The 22,452-nt window shown below is 65.1% G+C and carries 23 protein-coding genes; 2 read left to right on the forward strand and 21 right to left on the reverse strand.

Annotated elements, in window-relative coordinates:
• The 8 genes from ToN1_RS07785 to ToN1_RS07820 form a co-directional block, all read right to left on the reverse strand.
• Positions 1-1,038, reverse strand: a complete 1,038-nt coding sequence (locus tag ToN1_RS07785; RefSeq protein WP_169204830.1) for a FemAB family XrtA/PEP-CTERM system-associated protein — start codon at positions 1,036-1,038, stop codon at positions 1-3.
• Positions 1,039-1,061: 23 nt separating this feature from the next.
• Positions 1,062-1,898: an XrtA system polysaccharide deacetylase gene (locus tag ToN1_RS07790; RefSeq protein WP_169204831.1), complete on the reverse strand. Its 837-nt coding sequence runs from the start codon at positions 1,896-1,898 to the stop codon at positions 1,062-1,064.
• Position 1,899: 1 nt separating this feature from the next.
• Entirely contained in the window at positions 1,900-3,054 is a 1,155-nt protein-coding gene (wecB, locus tag ToN1_RS07795) for a non-hydrolyzing UDP-N-acetylglucosamine 2-epimerase (protein ID WP_169204832.1), read from the reverse strand.
• Positions 3,044-4,117: an XrtA/PEP-CTERM system-associated ATPase gene (locus ToN1_RS07800; RefSeq protein ID WP_169204833.1), complete on the reverse strand. Its 1,074-nt coding sequence runs from the start codon at positions 4,115-4,117 to the stop codon at positions 3,044-3,046. Before ToN1_RS07800 ends, wecB begins: the two co-directional genes overlap by 11 nt.
• A gap of 11 nt (positions 4,118-4,128) precedes the next feature.
• Positions 4,129-5,673: a TIGR03016 family PEP-CTERM system-associated outer membrane protein gene (locus tag ToN1_RS07805; RefSeq protein WP_169204834.1), complete on the reverse strand. Its 1,545-nt coding sequence runs from the start codon at positions 5,671-5,673 to the stop codon at positions 4,129-4,131.
• Entirely contained in the window at positions 5,639-6,631 is a 993-nt protein-coding gene (locus ToN1_RS07810; RefSeq protein WP_169204835.1) for an XrtA-associated tyrosine autokinase, read from the reverse strand. The genes ToN1_RS07805 and ToN1_RS07810 overlap by 35 nt, the downstream gene beginning before the upstream one ends.
• Positions 6,632-6,653: 22 nt before the next feature.
• Positions 6,654-8,198 carry an XrtA system polysaccharide chain length determinant gene (locus tag ToN1_RS07815; RefSeq protein WP_169204836.1) on the reverse strand — a complete coding sequence of 515 codons (1,545 nt, stop codon included), beginning with the start codon at positions 8,196-8,198 and terminating at the stop codon, positions 6,654-6,656.
• 61 nt (positions 8,199-8,259) lie between these two features.
• Positions 8,260-8,892 carry an XrtA/PEP-CTERM system exopolysaccharide export protein gene (locus ToN1_RS07820; protein WP_169204837.1) on the reverse strand — a complete coding sequence of 211 codons (633 nt, stop codon included), beginning with the start codon at positions 8,890-8,892 and terminating at the stop codon, positions 8,260-8,262.
• 200 nt (positions 8,893-9,092) lie between these two features.
• On the opposite strand from ToN1_RS07820, the gene ToN1_RS07825 reads away from it, so the two are divergent.
• Positions 9,093-9,857, forward strand: a complete 765-nt coding sequence (locus tag ToN1_RS07825; RefSeq protein ID WP_169204838.1) for an N-acyl amino acid synthase FeeM domain-containing protein — start codon at positions 9,093-9,095, stop codon at positions 9,855-9,857.
• Positions 9,858-9,950: 93 nt separating this feature from the next.
• On the opposite strand, the gene ToN1_RS07830 is transcribed toward ToN1_RS07825, so the two are convergent.
• On the reverse strand, positions 9,951-11,063 hold the full coding sequence (locus tag ToN1_RS07830) for a porin (protein ID WP_169204839.1): 1,113 nt from the start codon (positions 11,061-11,063) through the stop codon (positions 9,951-9,953).
• Positions 11,064-11,437: 374 nt separating this feature from the next.
• Positions 11,438-12,502 (reverse strand): porin, encoded by a 1,065-nt coding sequence (locus ToN1_RS07835; RefSeq protein ID WP_210148055.1) that lies wholly within the window; start codon positions 12,500-12,502, stop codon positions 11,438-11,440.
• A 388-nt stretch (positions 12,503-12,890) separates the two neighbouring features.
• Between ToN1_RS07835 and rpoH the strand changes: the two genes are divergently transcribed.
• Positions 12,891-13,739, forward strand: a complete 849-nt coding sequence (gene rpoH, locus ToN1_RS07840) for an RNA polymerase sigma factor RpoH (RefSeq protein ID WP_169204841.1) — start codon at positions 12,891-12,893, stop codon at positions 13,737-13,739.
• Positions 13,740-13,790: 51 nt separating this feature from the next.
• On the opposite strand, the gene ToN1_RS07845 is transcribed toward rpoH, so the two are convergent.
• From ToN1_RS07845 to coxB, 11 genes are all read right to left on the reverse strand, one after another.
• A complete protein-coding gene (locus tag ToN1_RS07845) occupies positions 13,791-14,384 on the reverse strand; it encodes an SCO family protein (RefSeq protein ID WP_169204842.1) in 594 nt (197 codons plus the stop codon).
• Positions 14,385-14,412: 28 nt separating this feature from the next.
• The gene (cyoE, locus tag ToN1_RS07850; protein ID WP_210148056.1) at positions 14,413-15,321 is read right to left on the reverse strand and encodes a heme o synthase; all 909 of its coding nucleotides are present in this window, start codon (positions 15,319-15,321) and stop codon (positions 14,413-14,415) included.
• On the reverse strand, positions 15,293-16,330 hold the full coding sequence (locus ToN1_RS07855; protein ID WP_169204843.1) for a COX15/CtaA family protein: 1,038 nt from the start codon (positions 16,328-16,330) through the stop codon (positions 15,293-15,295). The genes cyoE and ToN1_RS07855 overlap by 29 nt, the downstream gene beginning before the upstream one ends.
• The gene (locus tag ToN1_RS07860; protein WP_169204844.1) at positions 16,327-16,980 is read right to left on the reverse strand and encodes an SCO family protein; all 654 of its coding nucleotides are present in this window, start codon (positions 16,978-16,980) and stop codon (positions 16,327-16,329) included. Before ToN1_RS07860 ends, ToN1_RS07855 begins: the two co-directional genes overlap by 4 nt.
• Entirely contained in the window at positions 16,958-17,686 is a 729-nt protein-coding gene (locus ToN1_RS07865; RefSeq protein WP_169204845.1) for an SURF1 family protein, read from the reverse strand. Before ToN1_RS07865 ends, ToN1_RS07860 begins: the two co-directional genes overlap by 23 nt.
• A gap of 13 nt (positions 17,687-17,699) precedes the next feature.
• Positions 17,700-18,551, reverse strand: a complete 852-nt coding sequence (locus tag ToN1_RS07870; protein WP_169204846.1) for a cytochrome c oxidase subunit 3 — start codon at positions 18,549-18,551, stop codon at positions 17,700-17,702.
• 26 nt (positions 18,552-18,577) lie between these two features.
• The gene (locus ToN1_RS07875) at positions 18,578-18,817 is read right to left on the reverse strand and encodes a DUF2970 domain-containing protein (protein WP_169204953.1); all 240 of its coding nucleotides are present in this window, start codon (positions 18,815-18,817) and stop codon (positions 18,578-18,580) included.
• A 5-nt stretch (positions 18,818-18,822) separates the two neighbouring features.
• Positions 18,823-19,386, reverse strand: a complete 564-nt coding sequence (locus ToN1_RS07880) for a cytochrome c oxidase assembly protein (protein ID WP_169204847.1) — start codon at positions 19,384-19,386, stop codon at positions 18,823-18,825.
• Entirely contained in the window at positions 19,383-19,505 is a 123-nt protein-coding gene (locus ToN1_RS07885) for a cytochrome oxidase small assembly protein (protein WP_210148057.1), read from the reverse strand. Before ToN1_RS07885 ends, ToN1_RS07880 begins: the two co-directional genes overlap by 4 nt.
• Before the next feature lie 139 nt (positions 19,506-19,644).
• Positions 19,645-21,222 carry a cytochrome c oxidase subunit I gene (gene ctaD / locus ToN1_RS07890; RefSeq protein ID WP_169204848.1) on the reverse strand — a complete coding sequence of 526 codons (1,578 nt, stop codon included), beginning with the start codon at positions 21,220-21,222 and terminating at the stop codon, positions 19,645-19,647.
• Positions 21,223-21,275: 53 nt separating this feature from the next.
• Entirely contained in the window at positions 21,276-22,403 is a 1,128-nt protein-coding gene (gene coxB, locus ToN1_RS07895) for a cytochrome c oxidase subunit II (protein WP_210148058.1), read from the reverse strand.
• Positions 22,404-22,452 lie beyond the last annotated feature (49 nt).

The raw sequence follows: 22,452 nt of genomic DNA on the forward strand, positions 1-22,452 counted from the left end.
TCACCCCAGGTTGCGCACGATGTGCGGCCCCAGCGCGTTCGCCACCCGCAGGGGAAGCCTTCGCCACAAGGCGATCAGCGTCCGATACTTCGGATTCATCGGGTTGTTCTGCGGCACCGCATCGCGCTTGTACAGGCGATACTCGTACGCCAACGGCTGCGGTTCGAAACCCCAGTTCTTCTTGAAACTGTAGGGGCCGGTGCCGAGCTTGCTGCGGCCGAAGTCGAACAGGGTCGCGCCGCGACCCGCGGCCCGCCGCATCAGCTCCCAGTACTTGAAGTCGTTCGCCGCCAGATCGCGCGCCGCTGGCGCATCGCCGGCGTAATAGGGCAGGACCTCATTGCGGAAGTAAAAGCTCAGCACGCCCGACATCGGCCTGCCCGCCTGGTCGGTGATCGTCAGCACCTCGCAGTTCGGGCCGAACTCGCGCAGCAATCGCGCGAAGAAGGCCTTCGGCAGCGCGGGCGTGCCATGGCGCAGCACGTTCCCCGCATACAGGGGGAAGAAGCGCTCCACATCGTCGTCGATGCCCGCGACCAGGCCGTTGCGCATCCCCTTGCGCACCATCGCGCGCTGCTTGCGGGGGATCGCCAACAGGTTGGCCTCGTCCTCGGCCGCGATCTCCTTGCGGAAGGTCACGTACAAGTCCTGGCGCGGCCAATCCACGTGCCGCGCATGCAGGTTGCGGTACTCCAGATGCTGCACGTCGAGCCGCCGTGCCAGCTCGTCGGCTTCCGCCTCCAGCATCGCCACCGCATCCGCAGCACCCGCCGCGCCACCGTAGGCGCAGAAGGGCAGCGACGCGAGCGCATGGCCGAAGAGGCGGCTCCTGACCTCCGCCAAGGGCAGGATCGCGACGATCTCGCCGGCCCGCTCCGCAAACAGGAAATGCGTCCGGTGACGGAACACCTCACGCACGATGTCCTGCCAGGCCGCCAGATGAAAGAAGGTCGCCTCCGGGCAGGCGTACACGAATGCATCCCAGCGCCGACGGTCGGCATCGTCCAGTCGCTTGACCCGCAAGGGCGGACGGTCCATCGTGTTTGCCCTCCCCGGCCGTCTCAGAAATCCGCAAAGACCCGGTCGGCGCGCCCCCAGGCGAAGTCGCGCAGGAGGCAGCGCAGCCGCGCCTCGGTGCGCTCGAGATTCACGTAGTGACGGAATCTCGTCTTCATCGACGCACGGTTCACGCGCGGCTGCTCCGGATCGATCTCCCAGGGGTGGAAGTAGAAGATTGCCGCCTGGGCATCCTCGCGATTCACCCGGGCGATCTGCCAGCGCGACACCGCATAGGGCAACAGCCGGAAGAACCCCCCGCCGCCCGCCGGCCAGTTGCGCCCCATCCAGCGCATCGTCGTGACCGGCACCTCGAGCAGCCCGCAGTCCAGGCGGTACGGAAAACGCGGCGCGTCCGGCATGCCGTAATGGTCGTGATGCACCGGATAAACGCTGGAACTGTAGGCATAGCCCGCCTCGGCGATGCAGTCGTGCGCCCAAAGGTTGGCCTTGCCGATGGAAAAGCTCGGCGCCCGGTAGCCGGCCACCCGTTCGCCGCCAATGTCCTCCAGCACCGCCTTCGCAAGCACGATGTCCGCCAGGAAGCGATCGCACGACTGCGCGCTTGCACGCTCGTGTTCGTAGCCGTGACTGGCGATCTCATGGCCCTGCGAAACGATCAGCCGGACCAGTTCGGGGTAGCGCTCCGCAACCCAGCCCAGCACAAAGAAGGTTGCCCGTGCATCATGGTCATCGAGCAACTGCAGGATCTGATTCACGTTGCGCTCAACCCTGCACGGCACCTGTTCCCATTCAGTGCGCGGAAAATGGGGCGCGAGCGCGGACACGTGGAAGTAATCCTCGACGTCGATGGTCAATGCATTGACGATCCGCTCGTCCATGTCACTCACCTCCCGCAGACTCGCGCTCGCGCAGCCACGCAGCGAGGTGGGCGACGATACGCTCGGCGGCATGGCCATCCCAGTATTCGGGCACGCGACCGCGCTTGCCTCCGCCATCCAGCACGGCGTCAGCGGCCGCACGCAATGCCGCGGGGTCGATGCCCACCACGGTGTTCGTGCCCTGCTCCACCGTGATCGGCCGCTCTGTGTTCTCGCGGATCGTCAGACACGGCACGCCCAGCGCGGTGGTCTCCTCCTGAATTCCGCCCGAATCGGTGAGCACCATCGTCGCGCCCGCCATCAGGCCGAGCATCTCCAGATAGCCCTGCGGCGGCAGTAACAGAAAACCCGGCGCATCGAGCCGGTCCAGCAGGCCGAAGCGCTCGAGATTCGCACGCGTACGCGGGTGCAGCGCGAACACCAGCGGCAGGCGCGCACTGATCTTCCGCAACGCATCGACGATCGGACCCAGCGTATCGGGATGATCCACGTTGGACGGGCGATGCAGCGTGACCACGCCATATCCCCTGCGCAAGCGCTCGCCCCCGAACCCCGACGCGACGATCAGATCGGACGCCGCCGGCGCCTTCGACAGGTTCGCACGCAGGCTGTCGATCATCACGTTGCCGACGAACACTGCCCGCTGCGGCGCGATGCCCTCGCGCACGAGGTTCGCATGGGCGCTGCGCTCGGTCGTATACAGGAGGTCGGAAATCTGGTCGGTCAGCACACGATTGATTTCCTCCGGCATCGTCCGGTCGTAGCTGCGCAGGCCCGACTCCACATGCACGACGGGGACGCCCCGCTTCGACGCAACCAGCGCGCAAGCCAGCGTCGAATTCACGTCCCCCACCACCAGAACCGCCCGCGCTCCATGCGCTTCGATCACCGGCTCGAAGCGCTTCATCACCTCCGCTGTCTGCATCGCATGGCTGCCCGAACCGACACCGAGATTCACATCCGGCTGCGGCAATTCGAGATCCGCAAACAGGCGATCATTCATCGCCACGTCGTAATGCTGCCCGGTATGGACGAGCAGCACCGGCACCGCGGGCGCGTGCGCCCTGAAGGCCCGGATGATCGGCGACATCTTCATGTAATTCGGCCGCGCTCCGACCACGCAGATCACGGGGCGAAGGAAAGTGTCAGCGTCCATCGGGCGTCCCGCCCTCGCCGTCGTCGCGGCGAACAGCCTGAAGAAGCTGATTCAGCACGTCCAGCGTCGCCGCCATCGACTGCTCCAGACCCGCGATGCGCGCCTCGATGCGCTGCACGTCGAAATTCGCCACCATTCCGGCCACGCGATCTGCCAACGCCCCCGGAACCTGCAAGCCCCGCGGATCGATCGCACCGGCGGCCAGGGACGCATGCGCGCTGCCATTGAGCCCGGCCGGAGGTCGCCGGGCAGCGAACTCGTCCTGCAACTCGCTCACCACCTCGCGCACATCCGCCTCGCCGATGGTGTGTCGCTCGGCGATGTAGGCCGCCAGCATCAGGCGATCGCACAGCGAATTGATGCGGCGCGGAATGCCGCCCGTATTGGCGTAGACGAGCGCGAACGCGCCGTCGTCGAAGCTCGGGTCGCCCTGCCAGCCGACATGGCGAAGGCGGTGCTCGATATAGGCGCGCGTCTCGGCCGCATCCAGCGGCCCCAGGTGGTACGACGCGATCACCCGCTGGCGCAACTGCTGCATCTGCGGCCCCTGCATGGTGTCGCGGAACTCCGGCTGGCCGACCAGGAAGCTCTGCAGCAGGGCGTGGTCTTCGAGTTGGAAGTTCGACAGCATCCTGAGCTCCTCCACCGCATGCGGACTCAGGTTCTGCGCCTCGTCGACAATCAGCAAGGCGCGCTTGCCCGCCGCCGCCAAGGACACGAAGTACGTCTCCAGCGCCAGCAGCAGACCGGCCTTGTCGAGGCTGCGGCTCGGGACACCGAACGCCGCGGCGATCATGCGCAGGATGTCGCTCTCGTCGACCTGCGTGTTCACCAGATTCGCAGCAACCACCTTGTCAGCATCGAGACGCTCGAGCAGGCTGCGCACGAGCGTCGTCTTGCCCGCGCCGATCTCGCCGGTCACGACGATGAAGCCCTCGTTCTGGTGCAGGCCGTATTCCAGATAGGCCATCGCCCGCCGATGCCCGCGACTGCCAAAGAAGAAGGCAGGATCGGGATTGAGCTGGAAGGGCTTCGCGCGCAGCCTGAAATAGGATTCGTACATGCAAGTTCAGCTCAGAAACTCACCGAAATCGTCGCCGTGATCACGTTCTCGATGAAGTCGCTCAAACCTTCCGAGCGCTGGTAGCGGTAGGTCAGCCCGCCCGAGGTGTTCGGCCCGAGTTGCTTCGACAGCGCAAGACTGAACGCCGTCCGCTCCGTCTCGGATCCATCCGTCCCGCTTCCGGTCGAACGTGAGCGCGTCAGGCTCGCACTGAGCGAGGTCTGCGGTGCAAGCCGGTGACTCAGCGCAACCGTCGCAGAGCGCGTCTTCACATTGTCGAAGCGTGCGAAATCGTCCTGCGGGTTCCCTGCCACCTCCGCCCCCAGACGACTACGCTCGGACTGCTGCAACGAGAAGGTCAGCACATTGCGCACCCCGATGAGTGACACGCTCCCGGTCAGGTTGCGCGTGACGAAACGCGCATTCGACAGGAACATGTCGCGCGGGCCGATCGCCGGATAGCCAAGCAGCCGACGCACGACGGCCTCGCGCAAGAAGGGATCGGGAATGACACGCTCGAGGGCGTCGTAAAGCAGACGAAACTCAGGATCCCGGAACACATCGACACCCAGCAATTCGAGCGAGGAAGAACTGTCCCGCGAATACGAAAGGTTCCAGTTCGACAACGCGTGGCGATGGTTGAACTGGAAGTCGTAGCCGCGGCCAAAGAACCGCTTCTCGGTCGTGCCCGAAATCGTCGTGCGCTCGGTCGGATTCCAGTCGAAGCCGCCACCCACGATGGAATTGCTGTCGCCTGAGGCCGTGTCGTAATCGTTTCGCTCGTGGCCAACGATTCCGCGCAAGCGGAATTGCGGCGTCACCGTCACATACAGCGTTCCCCGCATCGTTTCTTCCGACGAACTCTCGGCAGTCCCGGCTTGCCCTGTGTCGTTTTCCGAGCGACTGTACGACAGCCCCCAGCCGACCCGCCCGAACTGCACCGGATTGGAAATCTGGGCATTCAGATCAGATTCCCGTCGGTTACCCAGTCCCCCGCCCCCGCTCATCCAGCGCGTCATGTAACTGGCCGTACCGCTCGTCTCCGGCCCAAGTCTGAAATTCAACCGAGGGCCGATACCGTACATGCGCGTTTCGTTGTCGCTCGAGATGTCCTGCGGATCACCTGCGGCGCGGCCGAAAAACGCCGAACGGTTGTTCCGGCTCATCGATGCATCCATGTCGATGAACAAGGTCTTTTCCACCGCTTCGAACTGCCCATGCCCGTTGAGCGCCAGGAAGGAGTCGTTGCGATCTGTTTCGCTCATGTACGCGATATTGCGCACCATGGCGTTCAGGTTGCCACGGAAGCGTCCGCTATTGCGCAACACGGATACCCCTGGCGCCACCTCGAGGCTCAGGTCGCCGTCGCCTCCTTGTGCATCGGCGCCGACATTGTCCGAGTACGTCACCGTCGCGCTGACGTAGGGCCGAACCTCGACGCTCTGGGCATTCGCCACGCCCGGCAAGGAAATCGCCGCCAGCGCCAATCCGACGCCGATGGCCGTGGCGACAGGCTTCAACTCAGGCCGCAGCATCCGGGTGCGCATCGGAACCATGACCCCGTCCGTATCCGTAGCCGTATCCGTAACCGTATCCATAGCCGTAAAGGCCACCGCGCGCGCCCTCCTTCGCCTTGTTCAGGACCAGGAGCTTCACCGGACAATTCTCGATCGTGCCCAATGCCTGCTTGACGGCGCCATGCGTCGTCCGCCCGGACTCGACCACCACCACCACCTGCCCCATGTGCGACGCGAGCACCCGCGCCTCGGTCGTCGATAGCAGGGGGGGAGAGTCGAACACGATGATGCGCTCCGCGTAGCGGGTAGCCATCTCCTCGAGCATGCGAGTCATCGCATCCGATGCGATCAATTCCGTCGATCGCTGATGCGTCATGCCCGCCGGCAGGATCGACAGCTTCTCCACGTTGGTGCGCAGCATCACGTCCGACAGATCCGGGACGTCTCCCACGAGCACATCCATCAACCCCTTGCGCGGGGGAAGCCCCAGGCGCTGGAGGATCGACGGACGGGCGAAATCCGCATCCACGAGCAAGACAGTGTTGTCGAGCTCCATTGCGATGCTCATCGCGAGGTTCATCGCCGTGAACGACTTGCCCTCGCCCGGCAAGGCGCTCGTGACCATGATCAGGTTGCCGTTCTCGACCGGCGCAGCCCCCCGCCCCTGCGCATTGTGTATCAACGGCCGCTTCACCACCCGGTACTCTTCGGCAATCGCCGACTGCGGCAAATCGGGGGTGACCATGCCCATCCGCTTCAAGCGCGCCAAGTCAAGGACCACTGCGTGCCCAGCCCCGACGCCATCCGCGTGAGCGCCCCCGGAATCGCGCCGGCTCGTGACACCGGTCTCCCGCGTTGCCGCGGCACTGGCACGCTGCGCACCCCCATCGGACTCCTGCACGGCACTCGCCGCGGCGGACGCATCCCCCTCGGCAAGTCCCTGCTCGGCCCGCTTAAGCTGGTCCAGCCGTTCGACCGCCTTCTCGATCAGACTCATAAAACGACCTCCCGGGTGCGGCTCACGTCTGCAGCCACTTGAGCAGCACCGTCATCGCCCCCACTGCAACCGCGAAACTCGCAACACCTCCGCCGAACATCATCAACCGGCGCCGTTCTGTCTTTTCCCTGGCTGGATCGGGCAAGAGCGAAATCACCCCCAGCACGGGAAGACCGGTTACTTCACGCAGACCACGGGGCTCGACGAACGCAGGCCGGAACTGCGCGATCAGAAAAGTGACGGCGATGCCTGCCGCCAGGGCCAGAATACCGGCGAGCGGCATCAGCAGAAGCCGGTTCGGCGCAGCCGGCGTACGCGGCACGGTGGGCGGATCGATCACGCGGAACTCGGTAATCCCTCCCTGGGCGCTCATCTCGACCGACATCGCGGCCGACTCGCGGCGCTGCACGAGCGACTCGTAGTTCTGCCGATGGACGTTATAGTCCCGGTTCAGCTGGGTCTGCTCCGCCTCGATCTTCGGCAACAGCTCCTGCTGCGAACGCAACTGCGCCAACCGCGAACTCAACTCCGCGAGACGGGCACGAAGTGACGCCACCTTCGCGTCCGCTTCGGAAAGCGCCATCTTCATTTGCTGGAAGACCGGATTGGCGCCGGGCGCCGCGCCCTGCCCGCCCCCGGCCTTGCGCATCGATTCGATTTCCTGCTGCTTTTCGGCTTCGAGTTGCGCGATGACGCGCTTCACCCCCATCACGTCCGGATGCTCGTTGGTGTAACGGAGCATCATCTCGTCCAAATTCTTCCTCAGCACCGCGAGCCGCGCATCCACCTCCGGGACCGAAACCATCGACGGATCCGGCGGATCCGTCCGCAGCATCGGGTCCTCCACCGCGAGTTGACGCTCGAGCGAACTGCGCGAGTTCTCCGCCTCCCGCAGCTCCAGTTGGGCGTCGTTCAAGCGATTCATCAACTCCGCGATCTGCGAAACGTAATCCTTTCCCCCATCGCCGAGCAGAGCCATGTTGCGCAAACGGAACTCCTTCAGGCGATTCTCGGCCTCGGTCAGCTTCACCTCATAATTTGCGATCTGCTCATCGATGAAGCGACGGGCCGAACTAGAGTCCTGCTGCTTTCCGACGAGCCCCGACTCGACAAAGAGGGACACCAGCGCCTGGACCACCCGGTGTGCGCGTTCGGGCACCTGATCGCGATAGGCCAGCGTAAAGAGGTTGTCCCTCCCCGTACTCCTAATCTCCAGATCACTCATCAAGGACGTGATCAGCGACTCGCGGTCGGCTGGCGTACGTGTCGTGATATCGAGATCGGCCATCGAGATCAGCTTCTCGACATTCGGACGCGTGATCAACGTACGACTCAGGATTGCTACCTGCTGATCGACGTTCGGCTGCACGGCCAAACCGGACATCAGCGGCCGCAGGACCGACTGCGTATCGACGAAGATACGGGCAGAAGACTCGAAGCGGTCGGGAATCGAATAGACGACGAATCCGGCGACGACGCCCACCACCCATGTCACGACCAGCCCCCACCAGCGGAAGCGCCACATTCCACGCAGGTAGCCGTACAACCGGGTCAGAAGCTCTTCCATGGATCTACCTGTAAGTTCCCGCGACCGGAGTCACGCGGTTACCTGGGAAGTCGGCAACGGATCAGAACCAGCTTTGCGGGATGATCAGGACGTCTCCCGGACGCATCTCCACATTGGCCGACACGTCACCCCGCTTCACCAGGTCCTTCAGGCGCACGCTGTACTGCTTGTTCCCCTCCGCCGTGCGCAGGATCGTCGCCGCGTTGCCGTCCGCAAACTCGGTGATGCCACCGACCTTGATCATCACGTCGAGCAGGGTCATCTTCTGCTGATAGGGCAGCGTCTGCGGGTTGGCAGCCTCGCCCACGATGCGGATCTGTTCGCTGTACGGCCCGACGAAGGACGTCACGATCACGGTGACCACCGGCTCGCGGATGAACTTCGACAGGGCCTTCTCGATATCGCGCGCCAAGGTCGATGCATCCTTGCCCAGCGCGGGCAGATCCTCGACCAGCGGAGTCGTGATTTTCCCGTCGGGCCGCACCGGAACGGACATCGAAAGCTCGGCGTTCCGCCACACCACGATATTCACCGAGTCGCCCGGCCCGATCACGTAGTTGTATTCGGCTTCCGCCGCGCCGGCCGGAGCGGGCGGATGGGCGGATGTTGCACAACCGGCCAGCACCCCGACGACCAGCGACAGCGCGCACAGGTTGCCGATCCGGGCCCCCAACTTCGATGCACCGAAATTCATGTCTGAATACCTCCCACGTTCATCGGCGTCGAACAAGCATAGCGAGCCTTTGCACATGCTAGGTGACTTCGGGCACGTCCCAACAGGAACAATTACACAACCGCTTACAGCACTTAAACAGTCTCGCCGTTAAAGTTTTCACACCCGGGAACGGATAGTTTCCCCACGAGTATTGACTTATCAGGACCAGCACGGAAACGATGAACAGTGCCGCCAGCATTCATGAAGCGCGCCAGCAGAGCGTGCGCAGCCCGAGCGGGGCAACGCACACTCGCCGCGCCTTCCGTGGAGAAATTCTCCACCACGATTTCGCCTTGCGGCGCAACGGCTACCATCTGAGAATCGTTCCACCGCACGGCCCGCTCCGCGCAGACGTCGACCGCCTGATTCACCGGATGTACTCGTGGCGCGGACTGACGCCTTACCAAGGACACGACTCCGCGGGACAACCGATCCAGACCACGCTGGTGGCGTGCAAGGGCGATCGACCGTTCGGAACCCTGACGGTGGGCATGGACCTCGGCAAGGGCCTCCTAGCGGACACGTTGTATCGCACGGAGATCGACTCGACGCGAAGCCGAGGCGGACAGGTGTGCGAAGTGACGCGACTCGCCATGGACCCCGAGCACAGCACACCCGAGACGATGGCGGCGATCTTCCACCTCGGCTTCATCATTGCCCGCCTCGTGCACGGCATGACCGACAGCTACATCGAGGTTCACCCGCGACACACCTCCTACTACCGCCGCACGCTGGGCTACCGTGTTGCGGGCCCGCATCTCACCTGCCCCCGCGTCGGCGCCCCCGCCGTCCTCATGCACTTGCCGCTTTCACACGCCGAGCAGCAAGCCCTGCGCTACGGCGGCAGTGCTCGAACGCACAGCCGGAACCTGTATCAGCTATTCCTGTCGCCGTCGGAACAGCGCACCGTCCTCGATTCGCTGCACCGCCCATACGCGGGCTGAGGGCCTGAACCGACCCGCCGACTCCTTCCGCGGATCAGCCTGAAACAAAAACGGGCGCCGAGGCGCCCGTTTCATCATGCCGGAAAGCAACGATCAGAAGTTGTGTCGCAGGCCGACACCGAAGGAGGTGTTGTCCAGCCCCAGGCCCGAGCCCAGGAAGCTGTACGCACCGCCGCCGTCATAGGCACCACCGTTGCCGATCGACTCCTTCTGCTTGTCGTTGTCGATCTTGGTCCATTGTGCATAGACCTTGGTACGCTTCGACAGGTTGTAGTTGTAAGCCAGTGTCAGCTGCCGGGCACCGGTGTCGTCCGTGCTGCTCCAATCCTGCGCGACGCCGTAGTTCACGTGGAACTCGCTGGCCCCCACCGGCATCATCACCGCGACACGATAATGATTGCGGTCGTGATCGCCGGTCAGGCCCGTGATCGCCTGCAGCCCGCCATTGTCGGACTTGTTGTGCTCGGCGAGCAGGCCGACGACCACCGTCTTGAAGTCATACACGCCGGCCAACACCAACGCGCTGTCCTTGCTCTTGCCGTCGTCGAAATTGTAAAAACGGTTCGTCTGGGCGTAGCCGAAGCCGACGTGCAGCGGGCCGTTGTCGTAGCTCAGCGTGGCCGAGTAGTGCGAGGGATTATCGTTGCGGGCATTTGCATCGTTCCCGCCAATGTCAGCGACCTGCTCGTTGAGCGCCGCATACTGGGCTTCGAAGGTGAAGCCGCCGCCGAAGGTCGGGCTGGCGTAGGTAACCGAATTGCGAACGAAGAACTTCTCCGGGTCATACGCCGGCACCCACAGGAATGCGTCCGACGAGAAGCCGGTGTCGTGGTTGTGCATCCCGAGGTAGTCGTGCGTCGCGTAGTACAGCGGGCTGGTGATGAAGCCGAGCTTGACCGTGCCCAAATTACCCTTCAGGCCGACGAAGCTGTCGCGACTGGCGAAGTCGCCCGCACCGGTATCGGAGGCGAAGCCGGTCTCGATCTGGAACAGGGCCGACAGGCCGTTACCCAGGTCTTCGGTACCACGAAAACCGAAACGCGAGGCATTGTTGACGACTTGCGTGGCACTATCCTCGCCCTGGACCTTGGTCTGCTCCACCGAGGTATTCACGCGACCGTAGATGGTCACATTGGACTGCGCCTGGGCAGCGCCGGCAACTCCGATGGCGGCCAGCGCGATGGCCAGCGTCTTGACGTTCTGCATTGATTCGACTCCCCACTTGTAATGGATTAATTGTCGGCTTTCTGCAGCCCTCCCACGCGCATCCCGTATGGGGATGCGAGGTCGCTACAGAAGCGCCCGGCGATTATAGGTGGACCGACAAGGGCGGGAAGAAGAAGCTCATGGAATCGTCGCGGCACTGTCGCATGCGTGCAACACGGCCCGGGAGGCGTGGCGGAAGGCTCGACGGGCCGCGCTTTAGCCGCGCCACTTGCGCCCCAGTCCAACGGAACCCGAGGCAATGTGATTTCCTGCCGCCAGAAACGACAAAGCCTCCATTTCTGGAGGCTTTGTCGTTTCTGGCCTGCAGTGCGCCAAGGCGCCCCGCAGGCTCTTCGAACCGTCCCGAGAGACGATTAGAAGGTGTGACGCATACCGACCACGGCCATGCCGGCGTTCTCGCCAGCAGCCGGAACCAGCGTGCCATTGAGCGCGCCGATAGCGACGTTGTCGTCGTTCTGCGTCTTGTTGTACGCAGCATACGCGGTCGTGCGCTTCGACAGGGCGTGCGTGTAGGCGATCGCCCAGTTCTTCGCGTCGGCGTCGTTCAGATCGCGGTCCTGCAGCTTGCCGTAGGCAACATGCACCTTGCCGGCGGCGGTCACAGGAACGATCACGCCGAGTTGCCACACGCGCAGGTCACGATCCGACTCGCCAGCGAGGATGCCAGCGGCGTTGGTGAAGTCACGAGCGTTCTGCCACGAACCGGCCACGGTCAGCACGCCGAAGTTGTACTCGGCACCGACGTACAGTTCCTTACGTGCGTCGTTGTTCGCGCCCGTTTCCTTCACGAAGTGATAGGTCACGCCGGCCTTGAACGGGCCGTTCGCGTAGTCGAGGCTCGCACCCCAACGGTCGTCGTTGTTCTGGTTCTCGCCCAGAGCGACTTCGGTCTCGGTTTGAGCCGAGTAGATCGCACGCGCGGTCAGGCCACCGAAGGTGCCGGTGTAGGCGATCGAGTTGTCCCAACGAGCGGCGCTGTTCGGGGTGATCGACAGGCCAGCACCGCTGGTCAGGGTCGACTGCGGCGAGATCAGGTCGGAGAGCGCGGCGTCGTAGTTGGCGAAGTAGCCCGGCGCGTACTGACGGCCGAGGCTGACGGTGCCGAACGAGCCCTGCAGGCCGACGAAAGCTTGACGCGAGAAGGCCAGGCCGTTGATGTGCTCGGTGCCGTTGTCGATGCTGAAGCCCTGCTCCAGGGTGAAGACAGCCTTCAGGCCGTTGCCCAGGTCTTCCGTGCCGCGGAAGCCGATACGGTTACCCGACAGAACGCCGCCGACCACGCCGCGGAAATCGTTGTCATCCGAGTGGCCAGCGCCGATGGCAGCGTCGGCGACACCGTAGATGGTGACGTTGGTCTGCGCGAAAACCGGAGCGGACGCCAGGCCGGCGATAGCCAGAGCGATCAGTTTCTTTTGCATGTATTTCTCCTCTAATTGAAGCTGAAGCCGCGGTCGTGACCCCGGCCCGACTTACCTCTCAAGCGAGAAGTTGCCACGATTGTGCGCAACGGGCCGGCAGCGGTGCAAGATGCGTTCGCTCGGAACACGGCAAATAGATAAAAGTTGTTGCATGGGTGCAACAAGAGGGGAATCGCGCAGCCGCCTGTACTTGTCGGTACGTGAACACGGGCCGGCGAGAGAGCCCGCCCCGAGCCGGTTTAGGCGGGAAGGCAATCCGGTGCGGATAGGGCAAGGCAGCTTTTTCAGGTGAACGGCATAGTACGCGCAACATTTGGGGAACTCTTTCGCACCCTTAGCACTCGGAGGCATTGAGTGCTAATATCACGCGAATGGAGGATTCCCGTACATGAGCCAGGCCCTGTCCTTCCCCGTACCGTCCGCAGTCGGCAGCATCGATCAGTACATCCAATCGGTGAATCGCATTCCCATGCTTTCGGAACGCGAGGAAGTGGAATTGGCGACGCGCCTGCGCGACGAGGGCGATGTGGAAGCGGCGCGGCGACTGGTCATGTCACACCTGCGCCTGGTGGTCGCAATTGCGCGCGGCTACCTGGGGTATGGGCTGCCGCATGCGGACCTGATCCAGGAAGGCAACATCGGCCTGATGAAAGCGGTAAAGCGTTTCGACCCGGCGCGCGGCGTGCGCCTGGTGTCGTTCGCGATCCACTGGATCAAGGCCGAGATCCACGAATACGTGCTGAAGAACTGGCGGCTGGTGAAGATCGCGACGACGAAGGCGCAGCGCAAGCTGTTCTTCAACCTGCGCAGCCTCAAACAGGATTCGACGACCCTGAGCGGCGACGAAATCCACGCGGTGGCGGCGCAGCTGGGCGTGAAGCCGGAGGAAGTCGTCGAGATGGAGACGCGCCTGACCGGGCGTGACATCCCGCTCGAGGGGGATAGCGACGACGATGACGATCGTTTTGCACCGATCGCCTATCTGCCGGACCCGCATGCGGAGCCGTCGGAGGTGCTGGAGCGCGCCGAGCTCGCCCGCCTGCACGACGTCGGGCTGCACGAAGCACTCGCAAGCCTCGACGAGCGCAGCCGCACCATCGTCCAGCGGCGCTGGCTGACGGAAGGCGACAGTGCCACGCTACATGAGCTCGCGGCGGAGTACGGGGTTTCGGCCGAGCGCATTCGCCAGATCGAGGCGAAGGCGATGCAGAAGATGCGCGGGCTGCTCACCGCCTGAGCCTGAGCGACTCTCAAGCGACGTGCGAACGGCAGCCACTGGCTGCCGTTTTCATTTCCCGGCCAGCAGCGTGCGCACATCCGCCGCGATGTTGTCGGCGGTCTCGCCGTGCTTCACGTAGAGACGGACGCGGCCGGTCGGATCGAAGACATAGGTTCCCGTGGAGTGGTCGACGGTGTAGTTGGCGCCCGAAGTATCACCGCTCTTCTGGTAGAACACCTTGAACTCCTTGGCGACCGCTGCGGTTTGTGCGGGATCGCCGCGCAAGGCGATGAAGCGCGGATCGAACACCGGGATGTACTGAGCGAGGAGTTGCTGCGTGTCGCGTTCAGGATCGACGGTGACGAACAGGACCTGCACGCGCTCGGCGTCCGGGCCGAGCTGGCGCATGACCTCGGCCATGGTGGAGAGATTCGTCGGGCACACGTCCGGGCATTGGGTATAGCCGAAGAATAGGGTGACGACCTTGCCGCGGAAATCGGCCAGCGTGCGCGGAGCCCCGGTGTGGTCGGAGAGCGCGAGGCCCTTGCCGTAGTCGGCACCGGTGATATCGGTGGCGCGGAAGGCAATGGTGGCTGACGGGTTGGAACAGGCGGCGAGCGTTGCGACAGCGAGTGTTGCGGCGACAATCAGAGTGCGGAGCATCTTTCCTGGGACCGGGACATGGCGAAGGTCAGTAACGCAGGTAATGATCCGCCAGCAAAGCCGCGAAGAGCAAGAAAAGATAGAGAATGGAGAAGCGGAAGGTGCGTCGCGCGCGGGTGTCGCTGTAGTCCGCGTACAGGCGCCATGCGCGGCCGAGGAAGCAGCCGCCGAGCAGGACCGCTGCAACGAGGTAGGCGACGCCGCTCATGCGGGTTGCGAACGGCAGCAGCGTGACGCCGAAGAGGATGCATGTATACAGCAGCACCGACAGGCGCGTGAACTCGGAACCATGGGTGACCGGCAGCATGGGTAGTCCTGCGCGCGCGTAGTCGGCGCTGCGGTAGAGCGCGAGGGACCAGAAGTGCGGCGGGGTCCACGCGAAGATGATGAGGAAGAGGAGCAGCGCGTCGGCGCTGACCTCGCCGGTGACGGCGGCCCAGCCGAGCACCGGGGGCATGGCGCCGGAGGCGCCGCCGATGACGATGTTCTGCGGCGTGTGCGGCTTGAGGAAGATGGTGTAGACGACCGCGTAGCCGACAAAGGTGGCGAGCGTGAGCCACATGGTCAGCGGATTGACGAGCTGGTGCAGGATCAGGAGGCCGCTGCCGCCCAGGACGGCGGCGAAGGCGAGGGTTTCGCGCGGGGTGAGTTCGCCGCGCGGCAGGGGGCGCCCGCGGGTGCGGCTCATGCGCGCGTCGATGTGGGCTTCGATGAGGCAGTTCATCGCGGCCGCAGCGCCGGCGACGCAGGCGATGCCGACGGTGGCGGCGAGCACGATCGCGGGCGCGGGCAGGCCGTCCGGAACGGCGAGAAACATGCCGATGATCGCACAGAACACGATCAGGGAATTCACGCGCGGTTTCGTCAGCACGTAGAAGGCGTGCACACGCGCTGATGCGGCATGCACCTCAGGCGTAAGAGTTTTCGCGGCCCGCATGGCCTGCCCTCCTCTGCGCGACCGGTGCGGGGAGACAGGCCCCGCGCAGGCCATGATTGATCCAGACCATCACGATGACCAGCGCCGCCGCTCCGGCGTTGTGGGCGACGGCGAGCGGCAGCGGCAGACTGAGCAGGACGTTGGCGACCCCGAGGGCGAGCTGCACAGCCAGCGCGACCAGCAGCGCGGCACCGAAACGGCGCGTCCCCGCGCGCCGCAGCAGGGCGGCGCCAAGCGCGAGCAGCGCAGTACCGGCAAGCGCGGCACCGACTCGATGCGACCAGTGGATTGCGGTGAGCGCGGCGAGCGGAAGCGCGTCGCCGTCGGCGGTCATGCCGAGCTCGCGCAGGACGTGGAAGGCGTTCGCGTAATCCGCCGGCGGCCACAGGCTGCCCTGGCAGGAAGGAAAGTCCGTGCAGGCGAGTGCCGCGTAGTTCGTGCTCGTCCAGCCGCCCAGCGCGATCTGCAGCGCGAGCAGGATGAACGCGGTACGCGCGAGGGCAAGGTAGCGGCGCGGGCTTTCGGTGCGCGCCGGTGCATGGGCATGCAGGGCCAGCCAGGCGAGCAACGCGAGCGTCGTGAGTCCGCCGATGAGGTGGGCAGTGACAATGGCAGGTTTGAGGAGCAGCGTGACGGTCCATTTGCCGAGCAGCCCCTGAAAGATCACCACGCCGACCAGGGCCGCGGCAAGTCCCGGAGCGACGCCGGGGGCGCCGCGGCGGCGCCAGGCGAGGAAGGCGATGGCGAGGATCAGCAGGCCGAGGCTGGCGGCGAGGTAACGGTGGATCATTTCCTTCCACGCCTTGGGAAGGCTGACCGGGCCGTGCGGATCGACGGCGTGGGTTTCGAGGATCTCGTCGGCGGCGTGGTGCGGGCTGAGTTGCCCGTAGCAGCCCGGCCAGTCGGGGCAGCCGAGGCCGGCATCGGAGAGGCGGACGTAGGCGCCGAAGACGACGACGAGGGTCGTGAGCGCGAGAGCGAGGAGTATCAGGCGGCGGTAGGCGGTCATTGCCCGGTCCGTTCCTCGCGCATCCCCGCGGAAGGCGCGACTTCACCGCGTCCGAGCGCAGAGTACTTGAGCAGACGCTGCAGATCCTTGATCACGCGGCGCGGGTCGGCGTTCTCGGGGAAGCGCATCATGACCTGCCCGCGCGGATCGACCAGATAGACGTGGCGCCCGTGTTCGGCGCCAGGCAATTGCGCGAGCCAGGCCGGCGCGGCGCGGGCCACGCGCAGCCCCTCGTGCGAGGCGAGCGTGGCAGACGCCGGCGTGGCCGCGTCGGACACCAGCCACAGGCGGCCAACGCGGTCCATTGCCTCGCCCTGCGCGAGACGCACCTGACGCATCAGGTAGAGCGCTTCGGTGCAAGACCGCTCACAGGTGCCGGGCGCCGCAAGCAGCAAGGTCCAACGGCCCGCGAACTCGGAAGGGTTGAACTCTGGCTGGCCTGCGTCGCCAGCGAGAGGGGCTCCGGGGAGGGGCGTCGGCACAAGCAGCTCACCGTAGTTGCTGCGGCCGTCTGGCTGCCACACGTAGTAGGCAAAATAGGACGCCAGGACGGGAAGCGCGCAGACGAACGCGAGCAGCAGCAGCGTGCGGCGCCCAGAGCGCGTGCGGGCGGCTGCCGGCGGGAGCTCAGACAGGCTGGCGCTCGTCATGGCGAGACCTCCGGAATGCGTTCCACAGGTACCACAGGGTCAAACCCGTGGCGAGGACGGCGAGTGCATACCACTGCAGGGCGTAACCGCGGTGGCGGTCGATGCCCGCGTCGGGCTCGGGCCAGTCGCGGATCAGGCCGTCGTCGGCGTGGCTGGTCTGCTGCACGTAGAAGTCCGCCACGGCGAGACGGGTATCAGCGCGGTAGCGCGCGAGGTCCAGCGACTGCCGCACCATGCCCGAAGGCGAGTCTGCGGCGAGCATGAAGGGTTTTTCCACGGGATGGCGCACGCGGCCGGTGACGACGGTTTCGCCGGGTGGATTGGCGATCCTCGGAGGCAGCTGCGAGCGATCTCCACCCGCCCCGATCCAGCCGCGGTTGACCAGCACGACGGTCCCCTGCCCTTTGAGCTGCAGCGGGGTGAACACGTGGTAGCCCGCACGCCCCTGATGCACGCGGTTGTCGATCAGGATGCTGCGCCCGGGGAGCCATTCGCCACGGAGTTCGACGAGGAGCCACTCGGACGGCGGGGTTGAGTCGATGGGCCGGGCGGGACGCTCGGCGGCGGCACGGTATTCGGCCTGCAGTTCGGCCTTCTCCGCGGCGCGGCGCATCTGCCAGTTGCCCAGTTGCAGCGTGAGCAGCGCGAGCGCGATGCCCACGAGGAGCGGCACGGGATGGAGACGGGTGTTGCGGCGCAGGCTCATGCGGGCAGATGGCTCACAACAGGTAGACGACGAGGAAGAGGAGCAGCCACACGACGTCGACGAAGTGCCAGTACCAGGCGGCGGCCTCGAAGCCGAAGTGGTCGTCCGGCTTGAAGTGACCGGCGATCGCGCGGCCGAGCATCACGGTGAGCATGATGGCGCCGACGGTGACGTGCATGCCGTGGAAGCCGGTCAGAAGGTAGAAGGTGGAGCCGTAGATGCCGGTATCGAGGCGCAGGTTGAGTTCGGCGTAGGCGTGGCGGTACTCGTAGATCTGCAAGCTGAGGAAGAGGACGCCGAGCAGGATGGTGACGAGCAGGCCGAGCTTGAGCTGGCCGCGCCGGTCGTGGCGCAGGCCGTGGTGCGCCCAGGTGAGAGTCGCGCCGGAGCTGAGCAGGATCAGGGTGTTGATCGCGGGGATGCCCCAGGCGGTCATCGGCGTGAAGGGGTCGGGCTTGTCGGGCCCTGCGGTGGGCCAGCCGCCGGTGAAGCCCTGCCACAGCAGTTCCAGGGTATCACCGGAGGAGAGCCAGGGGACGGAGAGGACGCGGGCGTAGAACAGCGCGCCGAAGAAGGCTGCGAAGAACATGACTTCGGAGAAGATGAACCAGCCCATCGACCAGCGGAAGGAGCGATCGACCTTGCGGCCGTATTTGCCGCCTTCGGATTCGCGCACGACCTGGCCGAACCAGCCGAACAGCATGAAGACGAGCACGGCGATGCCGAGGAAGAAGATCCACGGCCCGGCCTTGATGCCGTTGAGCCACATCGTGGCGCCGCCGGTGAAGAGGAGCAGCGCGACCGAGCCGAAGATGGGGTACCTCGACGGCTCGGGGACGAAGTACTTCTCGAAGGTCTGCGTCATGTGCGTACTCCTTCCTCTCCCAAACCTTATGAACCGACCACCAGGCGCACGACGGCAACGATGGTGAGCACGAAGGCGAGTCCGGCGAGCAGGCCGGCGACGACGACCGCGCGCGGATCGAGCGAGCGGGCGTCGTGTTCGTAGTCGCGGCGGCGCCGGATGCCGATGAATGACCACAACACGGCACGCAGCGTCTCGAGGAAGCCTGCGCGTGGCGGGGTGGCGGGATCGCCGGGTGGTGGTTGGCGCGAGTCTTGGTTTTGCATGGCGATCACGAACGGTCTCCCGCGCCATCACCGGCGATGCGGCGCCCGGCGATCTCGAAGAAGGTGTAGGAGAGGGTGATGACCTTGACGTCAGCGGGCAGGCCGGGGTCGACGACGAAGGCGACGGGCATGGTGCGTTTTTCGCCGGCGGCAAGCGTCTGCTTGGCGAAGCAGAAGCATTCGAGCTTGCGGAAGTACTGGCCGGCGAGCTGCGGGCCGTAGCTGGGGACGGCCTGACCGGTGACCGGCTCGCTGCGGGTGTTGGAGACTTCGTAGGCGACGGTGGCCAGTTCGCCGGGGTGGATGCTGATCTGGGTCTGCAGGGGGCGGAACTGCCACGGCAGGTCGTGGGTGTTGGCGTCGAACTGAACCGTGACGGTGCGCGTGAGGTCGATCTGGGTGTTGGCGACGGAGTCGGGCTTGAGCAGGTTGTTGATGCCGGTGACTTCGCAGATTTTTTCGTAGAAGGGCACGAGCAGGAAGCCGAAGCCGAACATGACGACGGCGGCGACGGCGAGGCGCACGAGCAGGCGGCGGTTTTCCGCGGCGATGCGGGTTGCTGCGCTCATGGCGTGAGCCCCTTGAACTTGAACAGTGCGGCGACGAAGAACGCGAGCGCGACGGCCGCCAGGACGAGGGCGGTACGTCGGTTCGCGGCGCGGCGGACGGGGTCTTCGCTGCGGGTCACGGCGTCCTGGCCTTCGATCCGCACCGGACGAGGTATCCGCTCTGCAGGCTGCGGAACTCGCCCTGCGGGCTCAGACAGTCCTCGCCTGCGCCGCGGATACCCCATCCGGCGCTCGCAGCGGGGAAAGCTGACCGCCTGCTCATTTCACCACCGGCGCTTCTTCGAAGGTGTGGTGCGGCGCGGGCGACGGGACCGTCCACTCGAGCCCTTCGGCACCCTCCCAGGCGCGAGCCGCGGCCTTTTCGCCGCCGCGCACGCATTTCACGACGGCGAAAAGGAAGATGAGCTGGGAGAGGCCGAAGCCGAAGGCGCCGATCGAGGCCAGCATGTTGAAGTCGGCGAACTGCAGCGCGTAGTCGGGGATGCGGCGCGGCATGCCGGCGAGCCCGAGGAAGTGCATGGGGAAGAAGGTGACGTTGAAGAAGACTATGGAGCACCAGAAGTGCAGCTTGCCGATGCGCTCGTCGGGCATGTGGCCGGTCCACTTCGGCAGCCAGTAGTAGGCGCCGGCGAAAAGCGCGAAGAGGCTGCCGGCGACGAGCACATAGTGGAAGTGGGCGACGACGTAGTAGGTGTCCTGCACCTGGATGTCGATCGGGGCGATGGCGCAGATGAGGCCGGTGAAGCCGCCCATGGTGAACACGAAGATGAAGCCGACGGCGAAGAGCATCGGCGTCTCGAAGCTCATCGAGCCGCGCCACATCGTCGCGACCCAGTTGAACACCTTCACGCCGGTGGGCACGGCGATGAGCATGGTCGCGTACATGAAGAAGAGCTGACCGACGGCGGGCATGCCGGTGGTGAACATGTGGTGGGCCCACACGCTGAAGGAGAGGATGGCGATCGAGGCGGTGGCGTATACCATCGAGGCGTAGCCGAAGAGCGGCTTCCTCGCGAAGGTGGGGATGATCTGGCTGATGATGCCGAAGGCCGGGAGGATCATGATGTAGACCTCCGGGTGGCCGAAAAACCAGAAGATGTGCTGATACATGACCGGGTCACCGCCGCCCGCGGCGCTGAAGAAGCTGGTACCGAAGTGGCGGTCGGTGAGGACCATCGTCACGGCCCCGGCAAGCACCGGCATCACCGCGATGAGCAGGTAGGCGGTGATGAGCCAGGTCCAGCAGAAGAGCGGCATCTTCATCAGCGTCATGCCCGGCGCACGCATGTTGAGGACGGTGACGACGATGTTGATCGCGCCCATGATGGAGCTGAGCCCCATGATGTGGAGGGCGAAGATCGCCATATCCATGCCCATTCCCATCTGCACCGACAGCGGCGCGTAGAGCGTCCAGCCCGCCGCGGTGGCACCGCCGGGGACGAAGAAGGAGCCGATGAGCAGGATCGCGGCCGGCGGCAGCAGCCAGAAACTCCAGTTGTTCATGCGCGCGAAGGCCATGTCGCTGGCGCCGATCATCAGCGGGATCTGCCAGTTCGCGAAGCCGACGAAGGCCGGCATGATGGCGCCGAACACCATCACGAGGCCGTGCATGGTCGTGAGTTGGTTGAAGAACTCCGGCTGCACGACCTGCAGCCCTGGCTGGAACAATTCGGCCCGGATCGTCAGCGCCAGCACGCCCCCGGAGAGGAACATGATGAAGCTGAAGATCAGGTACATCGTGCCGATGTCCTTGTGGTTGGTCGTCGTGATCCAGCGCATCAGGCCGGTGGGGCCGTGATGGTCGCCGTGCGCGTGATCGGACATGACTGCCGCCATGCTGCCTCCTTGACGAATCGGACCTTCGGACTGCTTCGGCTATCCGGCTGCTGTCACTTGCCTCGCGCCGCCGCGATCTGCGAGGGCTGAATGGCTTCGCCGGTCTTGTTGCTCCAGGAATTGCGCGTGTAAGTGATGACCGCCGCGATGTCGGCGTCGGAAAGCAGCGTGCCGAAGGCCGCCATCGGCGTGCCGGGGCGCCCGTTGAGGACGACCGCGATCTGCCCGGCGGCCTCGCCGAGCACGACCTTCGAACCGTCCAGCGGCGGGAAGGCCGGCGGCAGGCCTTTGCCGTCGGCCTGGTGGCAGGCGACGCAGTTCGTGGCGAAGACCTTGGCGCCGTGTTCGAGAAGCTCGGAGAGCGCCCACTCGCGCGCGCCCGCACTCGCGGCGGCGGCTATCGCGGCCTGCTGGTCGGCGACCCACTTGCTGTAGGCCTGCGGCGACACGACATGCACCTCGATGGGCATGAAACCATGGTCCTTGCCGCACAGCTCGGCGCAGTTGCCGCGGTAGACGCCCTCCTTGTCGGCGCGGAACCAGCTGTCGCGAATGAAGCCGGGGATGGCGTCCTGCTTGACGCCGAAGGCCGGCAGCCACCACGAATGGATCACGTCGGCCGCAGTCGTGAGAATGCGCACCTTCTTGCCTACGGGGACGACGACCGGGTGATCCACCTCGACGAGGTAGTGTTCGCCCTTGGCTGCGCGGCCGTCCACCTGTTCGCGCGGCGTCGACAGGTTGGAGACGAAGCGGATGCCCTGCCCTTCGCCCTGCAGGTAATCGTAGCCCCACTTCCACTGGTAGCCGGTGGCCTTGATGGTGATGTCGGGGTCGCGCGTGTCCTTCATCTCCAGCACGGTCTTGGTCGCCGGCCAGGCCATGCCGAGCAGGATGAGGACGGGGATCACGGTCCAGGCGATTTCGACCGCGGTGTTCTCGTGGAAGTGCGCGGCGACCGCGCCCTTGGACTTGCGGTGGTGGATCACCGCCCAGAACATCACGCCGAAGACGATGACGAAGATGAACAGGCAGATCAGCAACATGAGCGTGTGCATGTCGTAGATCTGCGCGGCGATGCCGGTGGCAGGGGACTGGAGGTTGTAGCGGCTTTGGGCCAGGAGGGCTGGCGACGCGAGCATCAGGGATACGGCGACTGCATGACGACCGGCAAGACTCATGTCCCAACCCCCATCGAATGCGCAAGCTCGTGAGAGCCGTATTTCAGCG

This window comes from Aromatoleum petrolei, assembly GCF_017894385.1.
Taxonomy (GTDB): Bacteria; Pseudomonadota; Gammaproteobacteria; order Burkholderiales; family Rhodocyclaceae; genus Aromatoleum; species Aromatoleum petrolei.

Bases quoted from the DNA above. Each gene is read 5' to 3' on its own strand.
- ToN1_RS07870 (WP_169204846.1), bottom strand. From the start codon at position 18,551: ATGACGCAGACCTTCGAGAAGTACTTCGTCCCCGAGCCGTCGAGGTAC.
- ctaD (WP_169204848.1), bottom strand. From the start codon at position 21,222: ATGGCGGCAGTCATGTCCGATCACGCGCACGGCGACCATCACGGCCCC.
- ToN1_RS07865 (WP_169204845.1), bottom strand. From the start codon at position 17,686: ATGAGCCTGCGCCGCAACACCCGTCTCCATCCCGTGCCGCTCCTCGTG.
- ToN1_RS07875 (WP_169204953.1), bottom strand. From the start codon at position 18,817: ATGCAAAACCAAGACTCGCGCCAACCACCACCCGGCGATCCCGCCACC.
- ToN1_RS07805 (WP_169204834.1), bottom strand. From the start codon at position 5,673: ATGGTTCCGATGCGCACCCGGATGCTGCGGCCTGAGTTGAAGCCTGTC.
- ToN1_RS07845 (WP_169204842.1), bottom strand. From the start codon at position 14,384: ATGCTCCGCACTCTGATTGTCGCCGCAACACTCGCTGTCGCAACGCTC.
- wecB (WP_169204832.1), bottom strand. From the start codon at position 3,054: ATGGACGCTGACACTTTCCTTCGCCCCGTGATCTGCGTGGTCGGAGCG.
- ToN1_RS07825 (WP_169204838.1), top strand. From the start codon at position 9,093: ATGAACAGTGCCGCCAGCATTCATGAAGCGCGCCAGCAGAGCGTGCGC.
- cyoE (WP_210148056.1), bottom strand. From the start codon at position 15,321: ATGCGGGCCGCGAAAACTCTTACGCCTGAGGTGCATGCCGCATCAGCG.
- ToN1_RS07810 (WP_169204835.1), bottom strand. From the start codon at position 6,631: ATGAGTCTGATCGAGAAGGCGGTCGAACGGCTGGACCAGCTTAAGCGG.
- rpoH (WP_169204841.1), top strand. From the start codon at position 12,891: ATGAGCCAGGCCCTGTCCTTCCCCGTACCGTCCGCAGTCGGCAGCATC.
- ToN1_RS07855 (WP_169204843.1), bottom strand. From the start codon at position 16,330: ATGACCGCCTACCGCCGCCTGATACTCCTCGCTCTCGCGCTCACGACC.
- ToN1_RS07860 (WP_169204844.1), bottom strand. From the start codon at position 16,980: ATGACGAGCGCCAGCCTGTCTGAGCTCCCGCCGGCAGCCGCCCGCACG.
- ToN1_RS07880 (WP_169204847.1), bottom strand. From the start codon at position 19,386: ATGAGCGCAGCAACCCGCATCGCCGCGGAAAACCGCCGCCTGCTCGTG.
- ToN1_RS07800 (WP_169204833.1), bottom strand. From the start codon at position 4,117: ATGTACGAATCCTATTTCAGGCTGCGCGCGAAGCCCTTCCAGCTCAAT.
- ToN1_RS07790 (WP_169204831.1), bottom strand. From the start codon at position 1,898: ATGGACGAGCGGATCGTCAATGCATTGACCATCGACGTCGAGGATTAC.
- ToN1_RS07815 (WP_169204836.1), bottom strand. From the start codon at position 8,198: ATGGAAGAGCTTCTGACCCGGTTGTACGGCTACCTGCGTGGAATGTGG.
- ToN1_RS07830 (WP_169204839.1), bottom strand. From the start codon at position 11,063: ATGCAGAACGTCAAGACGCTGGCCATCGCGCTGGCCGCCATCGGAGTT.
- ToN1_RS07835 (WP_210148055.1), bottom strand. From the start codon at position 12,502: ATGCAAAAGAAACTGATCGCTCTGGCTATCGCCGGCCTGGCGTCCGCT.
- ToN1_RS07820 (WP_169204837.1), bottom strand. From the start codon at position 8,892: ATGAATTTCGGTGCATCGAAGTTGGGGGCCCGGATCGGCAACCTGTGC.
- coxB (WP_210148058.1), bottom strand. From the start codon at position 22,403: ATGAGTCTTGCCGGTCGTCATGCAGTCGCCGTATCCCTGATGCTCGCG.
- ToN1_RS07785 (WP_169204830.1), bottom strand. From the start codon at position 1,038: ATGGACCGTCCGCCCTTGCGGGTCAAGCGACTGGACGATGCCGACCGT.